Origin of the sequence: Streptomyces yunnanensis, from assembly GCF_029011865.1 — a bacterium.
GTDB lineage: Bacteria > Actinomycetota > Actinomycetes > Streptomycetales > Streptomycetaceae > Streptomyces > Streptomyces yunnanensis.
The window spans coordinates 9,518,455-9,535,209 of record NZ_CP095749.1 but is presented as its reverse complement, the minus strand read 5'-3'; the positions used below and the strand labels follow the sequence as shown (position 1 = coordinate 9,535,209).

15 protein-coding genes are annotated in these 16,755 nt (G+C 71.3%); 12 read left to right on the top strand and 3 right to left on the bottom strand.

Annotated features, from left to right (window positions below; genetic code table 11):
* From MOV08_RS42005 to MOV08_RS41970, 8 genes are all read left to right on the top strand, one after another.
* Positions 1-1,068 carry an NAD(P)/FAD-dependent oxidoreductase gene (locus tag MOV08_RS42005; RefSeq protein WP_275311436.1) on the top strand — a complete coding sequence of 356 codons (1,068 nt, stop codon included), beginning with the start codon at positions 1-3 and terminating at the stop codon, positions 1,066-1,068.
* Positions 1,065-3,299, top strand: a complete 2,235-nt coding sequence (locus MOV08_RS42000; protein ID WP_275311435.1) for a class I tRNA ligase family protein — start codon at positions 1,065-1,067, stop codon at positions 3,297-3,299. The genes MOV08_RS42005 and MOV08_RS42000 overlap by 4 nt, the downstream gene beginning before the upstream one ends.
* Positions 3,296-6,598 carry a non-ribosomal peptide synthetase gene (locus MOV08_RS41995; protein WP_275311434.1) on the top strand — a complete coding sequence of 1,101 codons (3,303 nt, stop codon included), beginning with the start codon at positions 3,296-3,298 and terminating at the stop codon, positions 6,596-6,598. Before MOV08_RS42000 ends, MOV08_RS41995 begins: the two co-directional genes overlap by 4 nt.
* The gene (locus MOV08_RS41990) at positions 6,595-8,094 is read left to right on the top strand and encodes an AMP-binding protein (RefSeq protein WP_275311433.1); all 1,500 of its coding nucleotides are present in this window, start codon (positions 6,595-6,597) and stop codon (positions 8,092-8,094) included. The genes MOV08_RS41995 and MOV08_RS41990 overlap by 4 nt, the downstream gene beginning before the upstream one ends.
* Positions 8,087-8,344: an acyl carrier protein gene (locus tag MOV08_RS41985; RefSeq protein WP_039639508.1), complete on the top strand. Its 258-nt coding sequence runs from the start codon at positions 8,087-8,089 to the stop codon at positions 8,342-8,344. Before MOV08_RS41990 ends, MOV08_RS41985 begins: the two co-directional genes overlap by 8 nt.
* A gap of 239 nt (positions 8,345-8,583) precedes the next feature.
* On the top strand, positions 8,584-9,180 hold the full coding sequence (locus MOV08_RS41980; RefSeq protein WP_275311432.1) for a GNAT family N-acetyltransferase: 597 nt from the start codon (positions 8,584-8,586) through the stop codon (positions 9,178-9,180).
* Positions 9,177-10,205 carry a C45 family autoproteolytic acyltransferase/hydrolase gene (locus tag MOV08_RS41975; RefSeq protein WP_275311431.1) on the top strand — a complete coding sequence of 343 codons (1,029 nt, stop codon included), beginning with the start codon at positions 9,177-9,179 and terminating at the stop codon, positions 10,203-10,205. The genes MOV08_RS41980 and MOV08_RS41975 overlap by 4 nt, the downstream gene beginning before the upstream one ends.
* Positions 10,206-10,239: 34 nt before the next feature.
* On the top strand, positions 10,240-11,496 hold the full coding sequence (locus MOV08_RS41970) for a cytochrome P450 (protein WP_275311430.1): 1,257 nt from the start codon (positions 10,240-10,242) through the stop codon (positions 11,494-11,496).
* A 55-nt stretch (positions 11,497-11,551) separates the two neighbouring features.
* Here MOV08_RS41970 and MOV08_RS41965 read toward each other — a convergent pair whose 3' ends face one another.
* Together MOV08_RS41965 and MOV08_RS41960 are read right to left on the bottom strand one after the other, a co-directional pair.
* Complete coding sequence (locus MOV08_RS41965; protein WP_275311429.1) at positions 11,552-11,722, bottom strand: hypothetical protein; 171 nt, start codon at positions 11,720-11,722, stop codon at positions 11,552-11,554.
* 37 nt (positions 11,723-11,759) lie between these two features.
* The gene (locus MOV08_RS41960; protein WP_107080504.1) at positions 11,760-12,521 is read right to left on the bottom strand and encodes a sulfite exporter TauE/SafE family protein; all 762 of its coding nucleotides are present in this window, start codon (positions 12,519-12,521) and stop codon (positions 11,760-11,762) included.
* A gap of 84 nt (positions 12,522-12,605) precedes the next feature.
* Between MOV08_RS41960 and MOV08_RS41955 the strand changes: the two genes are divergently transcribed.
* A complete protein-coding gene (locus MOV08_RS41955) occupies positions 12,606-13,556 on the top strand; it encodes a LysR family transcriptional regulator (RefSeq protein WP_275311428.1) in 951 nt (316 codons plus the stop codon).
* A 376-nt stretch (positions 13,557-13,932) separates the two neighbouring features.
* Here the strand turns inward: MOV08_RS41955 and MOV08_RS41950 are convergent, their stop codons facing one another.
* Positions 13,933-14,346, bottom strand: coding sequence for a DUF4345 domain-containing protein (locus MOV08_RS41950; RefSeq protein ID WP_039639500.1), 414 nt, complete (start codon positions 14,344-14,346; stop codon positions 13,933-13,935).
* Between the two features lie 92 nt (positions 14,347-14,438).
* On the opposite strand from MOV08_RS41950, the gene MOV08_RS41945 reads away from it, so the two are divergent.
* The 3 genes from MOV08_RS41945 to MOV08_RS41935 all read left to right on the top strand — a co-directional run bounded on the left by MOV08_RS41945 (position 14,439) and on the right by MOV08_RS41935 (position 16,749).
* A complete protein-coding gene (locus tag MOV08_RS41945) occupies positions 14,439-15,068 on the top strand; it encodes a TetR/AcrR family transcriptional regulator (RefSeq protein WP_275311427.1) in 630 nt (209 codons plus the stop codon).
* Between the two features lie 159 nt (positions 15,069-15,227).
* Positions 15,228-16,184, top strand: coding sequence for a serine hydrolase domain-containing protein (locus tag MOV08_RS41940; RefSeq protein WP_275311426.1), 957 nt, complete (start codon positions 15,228-15,230; stop codon positions 16,182-16,184).
* 151 nt (positions 16,185-16,335) lie between these two features.
* Positions 16,336-16,749, top strand: coding sequence for a hypothetical protein (locus MOV08_RS41935; protein WP_275311425.1), 414 nt, complete (start codon positions 16,336-16,338; stop codon positions 16,747-16,749).
* The last annotated feature ends 6 nt before the right edge of the window (positions 16,750-16,755 follow it).

Below are 16,755 nucleotides of genomic sequence, written 5' to 3'. Positions count from 1 at the left end.
ATGAGTCTGGGCACGGTCGCGGTGATCGGTGGCGGCATCATCGGCTGCCTGGTGGCCCGACGGATCGTCCACGAGCACCCGGCGAGCACGGTGCTGCTCCTGGACCGGGATCAGGTGGGCTGCGGCGCCAGCAGACGCTCGGCCGGACTGCACTTCCCCCGCGGCACGACCGAGCGCGTGCGCCGCATGTCGGAATACAGCCAGGAGTTCTACGAGAAGCTCAGGGCCGACCGGCCCGGCGTGCCGATCCACCCGGTCGGCATGTCGCTGGTGTCGCGGGCCGACCGCGACGAGTTGGAGAGGATCTACGCCCGACCGGTCCGCCGGGACGACGCCCCGGCCGCGCTCGACGCCTGTGGCGCCGAGGTCCGCGTACCACCGAGTACGTCGGTGTGGGACGTCCCGGGCGCGCAGTACGCCGATGTGCACCGCCTGGTCCAGGCACTGGTCTGCGAGTTGCGCCCGCGCGTCGACGTGCGCGAGGGGGTCCGGGTCACCGCGTTGGAGCCCGACGAGGGCGGTGTGCGGCTCGGACTCGGCACGGGTGAGCGGTTGACGGTCGACCGGGTGGTGTTGGCGCCGGGACCGTGGCTGGGCGAGCCCGCGTGGGCCGAGCGGGTGGCGCCGCTGGGAGCCCGGGTCAAGCGGATCGTCGCCCTGCACATCGAGCACCCCGCGGACGAGAAGGACCGGGCGGTCGTCTTCCACGACGAGGACGCCTTCCTGCTCCCGCTGGCCTACCGCGGGCACTGGCTGTTCAGCTACACCTGTCAGGACTGGGACGTCGATCCCGACCGGGTCGGCGTCGGTCTGGCCGCGCACGACGTGGAGCAGGCCCGCGCATGCCTGGGCCGCTACGCGCCCTCGCTCGCCTCGCGCTGCACGACCGGTCGCGTCTTCTGCGACGCCTACAGCACGTCCCGGCAGCCCTTGCTGCGCCGGCTCGACCCGGACGGCCGGGTGGTGTTCGCAGGCGCGGCCAACGGATCCGGATATCGCCTCGCCCCGGCCATCGCCGCCGAGGCGGTCCAGTTGATCGACCAGAGTGTGAAGGGGAGTCTGCGTTGAGAATCGACACCTTCGACCCCGCGACGCTCAGCGATGCCTTCGGGATCGACATGAGCACGATCGACCTGCCCGGTGTCGCCGGGTTGGGTGCGGGGTGGGGCCGGGTGCCGCCGGGCGGGCGCTCCGAGCCGCACCAGCACGACGAGATCGAGATGTTCGTCATCGTGTCCGGCACCGGCGAGATCGTGGTGGACGGGGCGCGCCATCCGGTGGGCCCGGGCACCGTCGTCAAGTTCGACCCGTTCGAGACCCACGTGATCGACAACACCGGTGACGGCGACGTGGTGTTCGTGACCTGCTACTGGCGCGAGCCCCGGCACGCCGGCGAGGTGGCCGCGCGTCCCGACCGGCGGCGTTTCGGGGAGCGTCCGGTGTTCGTCTTCTCCACCCCGCCGACCCCCAACGGCGACCTGCACCTGGGGCACCTGTCCGGGCCGTACCTCGGCGCGGACGCGTTCGTCCGGTTCCAGCGCATGAACGGGGTGCGGGCCTGGCATCTGACCGGCAGCGACGACCACCAGAGCTATGTGGTTGCCAAGGCGGCGCAGGAGGGGAGCACTCCCGAGCAGGTCGCCGCGCACTACGGCGCCGAGATCGCCAGGACGCTGGAGTCGATGGACATCCGGCCCGACCAGTTCACGGTGACCCGCACGGACGCCGGATACCGTCAGGGCCTGCGCGACTTCTTCGCCGCGTTGGAGACGTCCGGCCAGGTGGCCCGGCGCGAACTGCCGGCGCTGTTCGACGGGAAGACCGGCCGCTACCTCTACGAGGTCGATGTGTCCGGTACCTGCCCGTCCTGCGAGGCCGGCACCAACGGCAACATCTGCGAGGAGTGCGGCGAGCCCAACACCGTCGCCGACCTCGTCGAGGCACGGAGCCGGCACTCGGACACGGTGCGGGCCGAGGGTCTGGCCCGGCACGCGCTGGCGCTGCACGAGTTCCGCGAGGACGTCGCCCGGCACCACCAACTCGGCCGGGTCCCCGCCCGGCTGCGCGAACTGGCCCAACGGGTCTTCGCCCGGGAGACCTTCGATCTGCCGCTGACCCACCCCGCGCAGTGGGGCGTCCCCCCGCGGGACGCCGATGACCAGGTGATCTGGGTGTGGCCGGAGATGTCGTACGGCTTCCTGCACGGCATCGGACAGCTCGGCGCCCGGATCGGCGAGCAGTGGCAGGCGCACAAGCCGGAGCAGGACTGGAAGATCGTCCACTTCTTCGGCTACGACAACAGCTTCTACCACGCGATCCTCTACCCGGTGCTGTACCAGCTGGCGTTCCCGCACTGGCAGCCGGACATCGACTACCACGTCAACGAGTTCTATCTGCTGGACGACCAGAAGTTCTCCACCAGCCGGCGGCACGCGGTGTGGGGCAAGGACCTGCTGTGCCCGGAGACGGTGGACGCGGTGCGGTTCTACCTCTCCCGTACGCGCCCGGAGGGCGAGCGCACCAACTTCGAGCGGGACGCCTACACCGCGACCGTGCGCGAGGTGCTGATCGAGGGCTGGCAGGGCTGGCTCGACGACCTCGACCGGCGGCTGAAGGCGCGCTACGGCGGTGTGGTGCCGGACGCCGGGACCTGGACGCCCGAGCACACCGCGTTCTACGCCCGGCTCGGCAGGCGCCTGGCGGCCGTGACGGCGCACCTGGGCCAGGACGGGTTCTCCCTGCGGGCGGCCACCGCCGAGCTGGAGGGCATCGTCACCGACGCGCGGGCGTTCGCCGGGCGTGAGGCGGGGCTCGCCGACGCGGCCGGCTGGCAGTCGGAGAACCGTACGGCGATGGCGTTGGAAGTCGCCGCGGCCCGGCTGCTGTCCAGGGTCGCCACACCGGTCATGCCGCGCTTCGCCGGGCGCCTCGCCGCGCTGCTCGGCGAGCGCGAGCCGGCCTGGCCCACCACCGTGGACCTGGTTCCGGCCGGGACCGAAGTGGACCTGAGCGGGCAGGTGTTCTTCGCCGCCGAGCCGACCTCCGCGCAGCCGGCGGAGGTGGCACCGGACCCGCTGCCCTGGCTCGCCGACCTGGTCCGCACGACGCTCGGCCTGCCCGCGGAGGCCGTGGTGGCCGACAAGACCCTGCTCGAACTCGGCGCGTCCTCGTTGCAGGCGGTCGCGGTGCAGTACCAGATCCTGGAACGACTGGACCTCGACATACCGATGGCGGAGCTGCTCTCCGAGCGGAACATCGGCACGCTCGGCCGCGACCTGGCCCAGGAGGTGGCCCGATGAGCGACTACCTGGCGGTGTTGGAGGAGGTCGGCGCCCGCGGTCTGAACCTCGTCGCGGCCGGCCAGGACCTGCGGCTGCAGGGGCCGCGCGAGCGCGTGGACGCCGATCTCGTCGGCCGGATCAAGGCCGTCAAGGCCGAGCTGTTGGCCCATCTCACCCCGGACCCCGGGTTCGCGCTGACGCCGTTGCAACGGGGCTATCTCGCCGGCCGTGACGAGGTGTTCGAGCTGGGCAACGTGGCCAGTTACGTCTACCACGAGATCGAGGGGCGCTGGGACGTCGACCGGCTCCAGGACGCGCTCGACGCCGTGGTCACGCGGCACGACTGCCTGCGCTCCCGGTTCACCCCGGCACAGACCCAGGTCCGGCAGCCGCCGGTGCGGGTCCGCATCGACCAGGTCGACCTGCGGGACGACGACGGGACCGGACTGGCCGCGCAACGCGCGCGCTGGACCCACCGGATGCTGCCGACCGTCCAGGCCCCGCTGCTGGCGGCCGAGGTGTCGCTGCTGGCCGGGGACCGCATGCTGCTGCATGTCGGGCACGACGGCCTGGTCATGGACGGGATCAGCATGTTCCTGTTCTTCCGCGAGTGGTGGGCGCACTACCGGCAGGAGCGGCCACCGGTCGACGAGGAAGCCTCCTTCGAGTCCTATGTGACCGCGCTGGAGGCCGCCCGTACCCGCAGGCCCTACGCCCGGGCCAAGGCGTACTGGCTGGAGCGGCTGGAGAGCGGCACCTTGTACGGGCACCCGGAACTCCCGCTGGCCAAGAGCCCCTCCGCGATCACCACACCGCGCTTCACCCAGCGGGTCGTGCGGGTGCCGGCGCCCCGCTGGACGGTCCTCAAGGAACACGCCGCCGCGGCCGGTGTCACCCCGTCCGGGCTGTTGTTCGCCGCCTATGCCGAGACGCTGGCGTGCTGGGGCGCCGGCCCGCGGTTCACGCTGACCACCACGGTGGCCAACCGGCCGCCGATCCACCCCCGCATCCTGGAGTCGATCGGGCAGTACAGCGACCCGGTCCTCGTCTCGGCCGAGCTGGACCGCGGCGTGCCGTTCGCCGAGCGGGCCAAGGCACTCCAGGAGCGGCTGCGCACCGACGTGGACAACCGCCACTTCTCCGGCGTCGAGGTGCTGCGGGAACTGGGCCTGCGCAGCGGCGGGCAGCCACGCATGCCGTTCACCTTCAACAGCGCCATCGGCTATCCGCTCGCGGACGTGGACGGTTCCGCGCTGGAGCTGTTCGGGCCCGAGGTGCACACCGTCAGCCAGACACCGCAGACCTGGCTGAACGTGTTCGCCATGGAGCAGCACGGCGGCGTGGTCGTCCAACTCGACGGCGTCGACGAGCTGTTCCCACCGGGCCTGCTGGACGATCTGGCGCAGGGGTACCAGCGCCTGCTCGACCGGCTCGCCGACGGCGGTGAGTGGCACAACCACTGGTTCGACCTGCTCCCCGCCGACCAGCGGGCGCGCCGAGGCGCCGCCAACGACACCGAGCGGCCACGGCCGCTGGAGCTGCTGCACGCGCCGTTCGCCGCCCAGGTGCGCCGCGCTCCCCGGGCGCCGGCGGTGATCACCTCGACCGGTGAGCTCAGCTACGCCGAGCTGTATCGGCGGGCCTGTGCCGTGGCGACCTGGCTGCGCGACCACGGCGTGGGCCGTGAGGAGCTCGTCGGCCTGGTCATGACGCGGGGCCCCGAGCAGATCGTCGGCATCATGGGCACCCTCCTGGCGGGCGCGGCCTATCTGCCCGTCGACGCCGATCTGCCCGCGCGCCGGCAGCAGGAGCTGCTCGACGGCGGCGAGGTGCGGTGCGTGCTCACCAACGCCGGCTGGAGCGACCCGGCCGACCGCCGCCCGGTGCTGGCGCTGGACCGCGACACCGCACCCGGCGACGGGCCGGCCCCCTCCCCCCTCCCCGGGGCGAACCCCGACGACCTCGCCTACGTACTGCCGACATCGGGCACGGCCGGCACGCCCAAGGGCGTCATGGTCAGCCACCGCAGCGTGGCCAACGTCGTCGCGGACTGCAGCCGCCGTTTCGGCGTCGGTCCGCACGACCGGCTGTTCGCGATCAGCGCGTTCAGCTTCGACCTCTCCGTCTACGACGTGTTCGGGGCGCTCTCCGTCGGTGCCGCGCTGGTCATGCCCGACCACGACCGGGCCGCCGACCCCGCGCACTGGCTGGCGATGTGCGAGCGCGGAAGGGTCACGGTGTGGAACTCGGTGCCGCAGATCGTGACGCTGCTGCACGACCAGGCACGCGCGGACGGCCTCGCGCCCCTCGCCGACCTGCGGTTGGTGATGATGAGCGGCGACCGGATCCCGGCGGAACTCCCGGCGGCGCTGCGCGCGAGCCTGCCGGATCTCGACGTGGTCGCGCTCGGCGGTCCGACCGAGACGACGATCTGGAACGTCGTCCACCCGATCGGTCCGGACGACGACGGCTCGCAGCCGATTCCCTACGGGCGGCCCAACGACAACAACACGGCGTACGTACTCGACGAGGACGGCCTGGACCTGCCGGACTGGGTACCCGGCGAGATCTTCGCCGCGGGCACCGGCCTGGCCCGCGGGTACTGGAAGGACGAGCGGGCGACCGGCGAGAAGTTCCACCACGACCGGCGTCGGGGGGTGCGGCTGTACCGCACCGGCGACCGCGGTCGCTATCTGCCGTCCGGGGAGATCGACATCCTCGGCCGCGCGGACTTCCAGATCAAGCTCAACGGCTACCGCATCGAACCGGGCGAGATCGAGACGCGCCTGGTCGCGCTGCCCGGCGTCCGGCAGGCGGTGGTGGTCCGCCGGCCCGGCAGCCACGGCGACCAGTTGGTCGCGCACCTGGTGCCGGGCGAGGGGGATCATCCGGTGCCCGACGGCGAGCGGCGACGCCTGGAGGACGCGCTGCGCGCGGCGCTGCACGAGCAACTGCCCGCGTACATGGTGCCGTCCGCCGTGGTGTGGCACGAGCACCTGCCACTGACCGCGAACGGCAAGGTCGACCGGTCGCAGCTGGCCACGGCCGAGGCGCTCCCCGCCGAGCCCGCCCCGTCCGGCGACACCGCACTGGCGGAGGGCGTCGAACAGGAACTGGCCGAGCTGTGGGCGGGCGTGCTCAAGCTGCCCGAGGTGGACGCGCTGACCCCGCTGACCGAACTCGGCGCCGACTCGCTCGCCGCGGCACGCATCCTGGCCGGGGTGCGCAAGCGGTACAAGGTCACCATTCCCCTCTCGGAGCTGGTCCGGCTCAACACGGTGCGGGCCATGGCCGCGCGGATCGGACGGGCCGCATGAGCGTCGTCAACCAGGTGATCAGCGGTCCCCCTAAGCCGGGCAACCGCCTTTCCGTGGCCCGGCTCGGTGCCCTGGAGTCATGGGACCTGACCGAGGTCTGGGAGATGTCGGGCCGGGTCGCCGGGCACCTGCTCGACCTGGGCGTCCGGCCGGGCGACCGGATCGGCGTCCTCGCGGCGAACTCGCTGGAGTGGGTGCTGCTCGATCTGGCCGCACTGCGGATCAAGGCGGTGACCGCCGGATTCGACCCGGGCAAGTTCGACTCGACCGGGGCCGAACTCGCCGCCCGCTACGGCCTCGCGGTGCTCTTCACCGACCAGCACGAGACGGCCGAGCGGGTGCGCCCGATCACCGAGCTGCGCGGGCTCGCCCCCGTGAAGGCGGAGCTGCCGACGGTGCCGTGGGAACCCGGCGAGGCCCCGGCGCTGAAGTTCACCTCCGGCAGCAGCGGCCCCGCCAAGTCGCTGCTGGCCAGTGCGGGAAGCATCGACAGCTCGCTCGCCGCGGTGCAGGAGATCTTCGCCCACGGCCCCGGCGACGACCTCTTCGTCTTCCTCCCGCTCTCCCTGCTCCAGCAGCGCTACTGGGTGTACTCGGCGCTCGTGTTCGGCCACGACTTGACGATCAGCACCTACGAAGCGGCGTTCGCCACCCTGCGCACGACGCGGCCGACGGTGGTGATGGGCGTGCCCGGCTTCTACGAGACGGTGCGCACCCACATGCAGGCCGGCACCGCCCGCACCGGGGCCCCGCCCGCCGACCTGGCCACCGAGGTCTTCGGCGACCGGATCCGCTACCTCTGGACCGGCTCGGCGCCCGCGAACCCGGCCACCCTGCGGTACTTCACCGAAGCCGGGTTGCCGATCTTCGAGGGCTACGGGCTCAACGAAACCTGCATCGTGACCAAGAACCATCCCGGCGGGCACCGGCCGGGCAGTGTCGGCCGGGTGCTGCCGGGAAAGGAGGTCCTCATCGACGCGGACGGCGTGATCCACGTCCGCAGCGAACATCCGGTGGCCACCCGCTACGAGCACGCGGAAGCGGGCGACTCGGAGAAGATGTTCCGGCCCGGCGGGGTCGTGCGCACAGGTGACGTCGGCCATCTCGACGAGGACGGCTATCTGTTCGTGCACGGCCGGGCCGACGACGTGATCGTGCTGGAGAACGGCAAGAAGATCGTCGTGCGGCGGATCGAGGAACGCCTCAAGACCCATCCGGCGATCGAGGACTGCGTGGTGACCAACCCGTCCCAGCGGCAGCTCGTCGCCATCGTCTCCCCCAGCACGTACCCGATGGACACCGCGCTGGTCGCGGCGGCGCTGCAGGAGGCCAACGCCGCCCTCGACCACGACGAACAGCTCGCCAAGGCCGTTCTGGCGGAGCGGTTCACCATCGACAACGGGCTGCTCAGCTCCCAGTTCAAGCCCCGTCGCAAGGAGATCGAGGCGCGGTACCGCGGCCTCGTCGTCGACCCCGAGGAGGGAATTCGTGCCTGACGCGATCGAAACGGCGGCCCGCTCCGCGTTGGCCCAGGTCCTGCCGCAGGACCTGCCGCCCGAGGCCATCGACCCCGACGCGGATCTCGAACACCTCGGCCTCACCTCGCTGAACAAGGTGCTGTTCCTGACCTCGGTGTGCGACCGGGTCCAGGTCGGGCTGCACCACTTCACCGAACACGACCTCGCCGCGATGCGCACCCTCGGGCAGGTCGTCACCGCACTGTCCCGGCACGCCGAGGTGCACTGAGCCGCACCGCGGCGATGTCCGCACCCCGGTGAACCACCGAACGCGACGTCACCTGCCCCCTCACCACCATCCACCCGCACGTCAACTTGTATTTTTCTGTGGGCAGTTGGCAGTGGACACCGTTCCGCCTCGACGGCGGAACGGCTGTCCCTGCCCTGCTCCGCGCGAGTCCCTCTCCCCCGCGAGCGGGAGGCACCCCACTCCGCCCCGAGCGGCGGAGCGACCACGGAGGCATCCAGATGAACTGGCACGAACGCGCCGCGACCGTCCTGGACGACGGCGTCGTCCGCCTGCGGCCGATCACCACCACCGACCGGGAGGGCATCCGGTCGGTGGCCATGGACCCGGCCATTTGGCGCTACTTCGTCGCGCTGGTCACCGATGAGGCGTCCTTCGAGACCTTCTTCGACACCATGATCGCCGACCATGCCGCCGGCCGGCGCGTCGTCTTCCACATCACCGACCTGACCACCGGCCGCACCGCCGGGTCGATGAGCTACGGAAACCTGTCGGAAGCCGACCGCCGGCTGGAGATCGGCTGGTCCTGGCTCGGCCGGGACTTCCGCGGCGCGGGAATCAACCGCCACGCCAAACTCCTGCTGCTGCACAACGCCTTCGAACGGCTGGGCGCCGAGCGGGTGGAGTTCAAGACCGACCAGCGCAACGAGCAGGCCCGCCGCGCCCTGCGGAACATCGGCGCCACCGAGGAAGGCATCCTGCGCAGCTTCAACCCGATGCCGGACGGTACCCGCCGCGACGCCGTCTACTACAGCGTCCTGCGCGGCGAATGGCCCTCGGTGCGCGAGCGGCTGACCGCCCGGGTGGCCGCGCGGTGACAACGCCCCTGCCGGTGGCGCACGTCATCGCCCACGGCGAGCCGTACGCCGCCGGCTTCGCGCACGGCGCCGCCCTCAAGGAGCAGCTGCGCGACTTCCTCGACGACGGCGTCGCCCGGCTCAACCACCTGCTGCCCACCGCCGTGTCGGTCGCCGGGCTGTCCGGCACCCTCGCCGCCCACCGGGCGGAGATCGCCCGTGCGACGCCCCACCTGGCCGACGAGATCACCGGACTCGCGGCCGGCGCGGGGCTGACCCTGGACGAGGCCACCCTGCTGCAACTGCGGCGCGAGATCATGGGCTACCAGCGGATCCCCGCCCGAGGCGACTGCACCACCTACGCCCGGCCGGGGGTGCTGGCGCAGACCGTGGACCTCAACGGGAATCTCGACGACCGGATCGCGGTGCTCGAAGTCGGCCACGGCGACCGCCGGGCCCTGGTGCTGAGCTTCGCCGGGCTGCTCGGCTACCTCGGCGTCAACTCCCATGGCCTGGCCGTGGGTTTGAACCTGGTCCTCGGCGGGCGCTGGGGTCCGGGCGTCCCGCCGTACCTGGCCATCCGCCACCTCCTCGACACCGCGACGTCGGTGGAGTCGGCCATCGCGGTACTGCGTGCGCTTCCCCTGGCCAGCTCCCGCACCCTCGTCCTCGCCGACGCCGCCACCACCGCCTGGGTGGAGGTCATCGGCGACGAGTACCGGGTGACGACGGGGCAGGAGTCGGTGCACACCAACCACTTCCTCGCCCCGGACTTCACCACCCGGGACGAGCTGAACGTCTTCGCCCGCAACTCCTCGCTCCGCCGGCTCCGGGCAGCCGAGACCGGCCTGCGGGCCCTGCCCGCGAACGCGCATCCCGAGGAGCACTTCGCGCTGCTCTCCCAACCACCGATCTGCGTCGGCGACGACGGCAACATCCGTCGGGAGCGCACCGTCTGCGCCGTCGTCCTCGACACGAAGAACCGCGCGCTGTTCCTGCGGCCGGGCGACCCCCGGCTGTCACGAACCCGGTCCTTCGCCCTCTGATCCGCCCCACCGGTTCGAACTGGAGGTCAAGCCCGTGGAAGACCTGCCCCGCCGCGCCACACCGGACGACCTGTCCCGGGTGAATCTGGGGGACCCCCAGACGTTCGCGGACCACGACCTGAGCGACTACTGGCGCACCCTGCGGGCGAGCCGGCCCCTCTACCGGCATCCCGCGGTCGGGAACAGCCCCGGCTTCTGGGTGCTCAGCCGCTACGACGACATCGTCGCCCTCTACCGGGACAACACCACCTTCACCTCGGAGCGCGGCAACGTCCTGATCACCCTGCTCGGCGAAGGCGACTCGGCGGCCGGCCTGATGGTGCCGGTGACCGACGGGCACCGGCACAAGGAGCTGCGCAACGTGCTGCTCCAGGCGTTCTCGCCTCGTGTGCTGAGCCGGATCGGCGAGCATGTCCGCCGGACCACCCGGACGCTGCTGGCCGCCGCGGTGGACCGCGGCGGATGCGACTTCGCGCTGGAGGTCGCGAGCAAGATCCCGATGGCCACCATCTGCGATCTGCTCGGCATTCCCCCTCAGGACCGGGACTACCTGCTCACCCTGACCAAGTCCGCCATCAGCTCGGACGACCAGGGCGAGTACTCCGAGGCGGCCGACGCCGCCCGCAACAACATCCTGCAGTACTTCCTCGGCCTGGTGGAAGAGCGCCGCATCGCACCACAGGACGACGTGGTCAGCGTGCTGGCCAACAGCACCATCGACGGCGAACCGCTCAGCGAGGACGAGATCGTCCTGAACTGCTACAGCCTGATCCTCGGCGGGGACGCGACCAGTCGCCTGGCGATGATCGACGCCGTGCACAGCTTCAGCGCCAATCCGGACCAGTGGGCCGCGTTCAAGAGCGGCGAGGTGTCCGCCAAGCAGGCAACCGAAGAGGTGCTGCGCTGGGCCTCACCGACCATGCACTTCGGCCGGACCGTCGTACAGGACACGGAGATCCACGGCACCCCGGTTCCGGCGGGCGACGTGGTGACGGTGTGGAACGTCTCGGGCAACCGTGACGAGCGGGTCTTCGCCGACCCGGACCGGTTCCTCATCGACCGGTCGCCGAACAAGCACATCGCCTTCGGACACGGCCCGCACTACTGCATCGGCGCGTACCTGGCGAGGGTGGAGATCTCCGAAATGCTGCTCGCGCTCCGCGACTTCACCACCGGATTCGAGATCTCCGGGCCGGTCCACCGGATCTACTCCAACCTCCTGACCGGGATCAGCAGCCTGCCGGTGCGCTTCGAACCGGTCTCGGCCGAAGTGGAGGAACTGGTGCTCTGAGACACCCGGGTACGCCGCGGGCGACCGCCTTCCCCTCGGGCCGGCGGTCCCCTGCTCACTCCGTCATGAGCACCAGGAGCCCGATCCCGACGAGCACGACGAGAACGGTCAGCAGCACCTCGCCCGTGAGGCCGAGCAGGAGCGCGAGGACCAGAGCACGCACGGCGAGGTGCCGCTGTACCCGGACGCCGGCGGATGGTGTGCCGGACGACGGTGGGACGACCATCTCTCTCCTCCGAGCGGGTCAGACGCTCCTCGCGTGGTCAGCCGCGCAGGAAGTACATGACCGTCATGATCACGGCGATGGCCAGGATGATGCCCCGCAGCAGCGCGGCGGACAGCCGGCGGGCGAGGTGGGCGCCGGCCCAGCCGCCGAACACCGCGCCGATCAGCATGGCCGCGAGGATGAGCGGAGCGCTCAGTATGTCCGAGGCGAAGAGGAACAGTATGCCCGCGCTGAGGAAGACGGCCGCGAGCTGCACGACCCGCATCGGGTTGCTGGCCGCGGCGTCGAGTCCGAGTCCGATGCTCCACAGCGCCAGCATCGTGATACCTACGGCACCGCCGAAGTATCCGCCGTACATGGCGAGGAAGAACTGACCGATCAGGACGGCTCGGGAGCTCATGCTGACCGGGCGGCCCAACAGGGCGCTCAGCGCCTGCGGGAGGCGGCGTCCGAAGGCGAGGATCAGGGTGGCGGTGGCGAGCAGCCAGGGCGCCGCGGCGTCGAACGACGATGCCGGCAGTGCCATCAACAGGCCGGCGCCGACGCCACCGCCGACCATGCTGACCACCGTCAGCGCCTTCGTGGACGCCCCTCCGACCGGGGTGAGTTCGCGTCGGTAGACCCATGCGCTGGCCACCGCGCCCGGCACGAGGGCGACCCGGGACAACGCGTTCGCGGTCACCGGTGGCAGGCCGAACGCGACCAGAGCGGGCAGCGCGACGAACGTGCCCCCACCGCCGATGGCGTTCAGGGCCCCGGCAGCGACGCCGGTCAGAAGAACGAGCAAAGTATTGATCACAGCCCCGAGCATCGCCCCGTGGCCAGCGCGTCCACAATGCGTAATCGGCGTACCCAGCCTAAGGCTGCGCCGTAGGCTGAGACGATGCGCTACGACCTGGACGACCTGCGGCTCTTCCTCCACATCGTGACCGAGGGGTCGATCACGGCGGGCGCCCACCGGATGCACCTGAGCCTGCCCTCGGCCAGCGCCAGAGTCCGCTCCCTGGAACACCACGCCGGTGTGCCGCTGCTGATCCGCGGCCGGCGGGGTGTGCGGCCCACACCCGCCGGGACGACCCTGGCGCGGCACGCACGGGACGTGCTCGCCCAGACCGCGCGACTGGAAAGCGCCGTCGCGAGCTACACCCGCTCCCCCACCGCTCCCCTGGTCCTGTTGGGCGGCGGCTCCGCGATGCACCGGCTCGTCCCCCGAGCCCTCGTCTCGTTCCTCCGCGCACACCCGGACGTCGACGTCACGGTGTCCGAGAGCCGTACCCCCCAGACCGTGCGGATGCTCGCCGACGGGGAGGCCGACCTGGGGGTGGTCCTGGACGACGAGACCCGCGACTGCGGCCTGCACATGGAGCCGCTCGGCGACGACTCCCTCGTGGTGATCGGCCAGGCCGGCGGCATCCTGGCCGGGCGGACCGCGCTGGCCTACAGCGAGGTCGCCGAGCACCCGCTGATCGGGCTCAACGCCGATTCCTCGCTGCGCCGTTGGATCGAGCGACACCTCGTGCCGCACGCCCCGGTGGTGCGCTACCGCACCACCGTCGCCAACCTCAACGTCCTCGTGGCCCTCGCCGCCGCCGGCGTCGGACTCGCCGTCGTACCGCGGCCCGTCATCGACCCCGACCAGCCACTTGAGGTATGCGCACTCCAGGACCCCTGGGCCCGCCGCCACCACCTGCTGGCCTGGGGCGTGCGGGACCATGCCGCCTCGACGGCCGTCGCCTCACTCGCCGAACACCTGCGTCACGCCGCCCTCTTCGACCCCGAGTCCCGCAGTACACACGCAGACCCCTGCGCCCGACGTCTCCTCCACGACGACTGACCAACCGACCGCGACACCGCGCCAGGGCCAGGGCCAGGGGGGGTGGACGCGCCCGGCCGCCGCCCCCTCACTCCCTCTGTGGTGGGTGCAGGTCCACTCCCCCCGTGCATTTGGGGCAGTGGGACCGGACTTCCACGATCGACTGCCGCTCCCGACCGGTGAACTGAAGGGGAGTGCAGCAGCGATCACATGCCACGGTCTCCTGGTCGTCATGCCACGACTTGGTGGCGGACTTGAGGATCCGGCTGATGTAATCGCCCACTTCGCGACGGCTCATGCACTCACCGTAGCGATGCCCGAGTGGCGGCAGAACCTGAAGAGATGTTCCACCGGAAGGGGCCGCTGGAGAACCCGAGCACCGTGTGGCACACACCGTTCACCGTCCGGCGGGCACGGTCTCCGCGCCGCCGTGCAGCGCTCGTTCCTCCGCGGCTGCCAGCCAGAAGAAGACCGGCGGCAGGACGAGTTCGATCACCGCCAGCGGGATCTGGAACCAGTGCGGCCAGCCGTACAGGGCGAGCGAGAGCAGCCGCCCCGCGCCGCCCAACAGGAGGACGCCGGCCAGCCACCGCACTGCCTGAGCCGGAATGGGCCGCTGCCGCGCGGCCCAGAGCCAGGCCAGCCCGTAGCCGACGAAGCTGGCCCCCATGAACCGGCCCCAGCTGTCGACCGTCGTGCCGGCGGAACCCGCCCCGGGGATCGCCGCGTTGCCGAGCAGTACGTGGTACAGGCCGATCAGCACGCAGGCCCAGCCCGACAGTTGCGTGAGTACCCGCAGAGTTCTTGCCATGACCCCTCCCAACCCGTTTCGGTGGAGCCTTAGTTGACATGTGTCTACTAGATTGGGTGCGCTAGTAGACACATGTCAAGTAGTCTGCGTTCGTGTCTCCCCGCCAACGACTGAGCCCCGCCGACCGCCGCGCCCAGCTCCTCACCGTCGGAGCGCAGCTCTTCGCCGCGCGCCCGTACGACGAGGTGCTGATGGAGGACGTCGCCAAAGAGGCCGGTGTCTCCCGGGCCCTGCTCTACCGCCACTTCCCCAGCAAGCACGCCCTCTTCGCGGTCGTCTACCAACAGGCGGCGGACCAACTGCTCGCCGACACCCGGCTCGACCCCGCCGACTCCCTGGTGGAGCAGCTCATCCAGGGGATGGACGTCCACCTCGACTACTTCATCGCCAACCGTCAGGCCGTCCTCGCCGTCAACCGGGTCCTGGCGGGCGACCCGGTGATCCAGTCGATCATGACGAACGAGTTGGACGCACTCCGTACCCGGCTGCTGGCCGTGGTCCCGCTTGCCCGGGAGAGCGCCCGCGAGGCGGTCTCCGCCGTCCTGAAGAGCTGGCTGGTCTTCGTCCAGGTCCTCTGCGTCGACTGGCTCACCCGCGAGACCTGCACCCGCACCGAGCTCCGCGACAGCTGCATCGGCGCGCTGCTCGGCGCGCTCCGGCCCTTGCTCGCCGAGGACCCCACCCAGGGGTGGCCACCACAACGGCCCGACGTGGACGCCTAGTTCGGAGAGACCGGCTGCATCGTCGAGCGCGCCTTCCCGGCTCCTCCGGTTCACCTGCCTCCGGATCCGCCACCCGGGGCGTTCTCCTGGCCGGTGATACCGCGTCCGTCGGTCCGGAACGCTGTCAATACCATGCGCACTGTGAATCTTGATGAGTTGATGGCAGAGCAGACAGGTCTTCGCGATGTCCCGGCGATGGTGGCAGGCGCCTCCACGGCGGGCGCACGCACCACGGCCACCCACGGGCCGGTCGCGGTCACGGCGGATTCGTGTTTCCGGATCGCGTCGTTGACGAAGGTCTTCACCTCCACGACGCTGGTCCGCGCACTGCGGGAGCAGGGCATCGCGTTGGACACCCCCGTCATCGAACTGCTCCCCGACCTGGCACCGGACTGGCGGGCCGACCCGAGCCTCACCGTCGAGCAGATCCTGGGTCAGGTGTCGGGGCTGCGCGAATCGGTGGACGGAGCGACCGCGGCGGCGCTGGGCGACGGGGACGGCGGGCTGCTGGAAGCCGCCCGGCTCGTGGTCCGCGCCGGGAACGAGCGGGAGCCCGGCGCACGGTGGTCCTACTACAACGGCAACTACTTCCTGGCCGGTTCAATCCTTGCGGCCCTGAGCGGCACGACGTACGAGAGCGCGTTGCAGGCGCGGCTCCTCACCCCGTGGGGCCTGGCACGAACCGGCTTCGGGACCTCGCCGGCGTCCGTCACCGGGTGGGACGGCACGACCGAACTCCCGCCGCTGCGCTACCCGCGCACCCGTCGGCCCAGCGGGGGCCTGTGGTCGTCGGTGTCGGAGCTGCTGGCCGTCGGCGAGGGCCTGCTCGCCGACCGGGACCTCCTGGAGGAGATCCGTCGGCCGCGCACCCGATCCGACGACCCCATGACCTACGGGCTCGGGTGGGCACTGGGGCTGTCGGGCCAGATGTATCTCAACGGACGGCTTCCCGGCTACCGGTCCGCCATGGTCCTCATACCGGACCGGGACCACGTGAGCGTGGTTCTCGCCAACCAGCAGAGCGCCCTGCCTGCCGTGGCGCGACTGCTCAGCGCCGTGCAGCAGCCCCTGACCGGGGACGACCTCGCCGAGGCGATCGACGACTTCGCCGCCTGAGCCCCCGGCGATGGGGCCCGGGCATCGTCCGGGCAGTGCGGCAGGCCCGCGGCAGAACCCGGGACTCCTTCGTCGCCGGCGCGGCCGACCGGTTCCTCCGGTCCGGCCGCCCGGTGTCCTCGGGTACCGGTCGTCGTTCGCGCCCGGAAGCGTGCCTGGTCAGGGCGGTCGAGGTGGGCGGGCCCCGACCTGGCACACTCGTCAGACGAGCGAGAGCACACCACCGGAGGGTTGGGACGGTCCCTGGTACCGCGTCCGCACGGAACAGTTCGAGGCCGCGTTCCTGCCGGATGCCGGTGAGAACCCGGAGACCGTGCACAACGTCGACGTCGAGGTGCGGCTGCGGGACGGCTCGCGGTGGGGTGCGACCCTGTTCACCGTCGCCGAGGTCGAGGTTCTGATGAGGCGCTGGGCCGCGAGCGGCGAGGCGCTGGGAGGCCGCTACTTCTGGTGCTCGGACGGGCTGATCGTCCGCGACGCCGGCATCGGCAACATGACCCGGGTCCTCACCGGCCTGATCGAGAACGGCGAGTTCAGGCAGGTCCTCCGCCGCCTCGACGACTGACCGCCG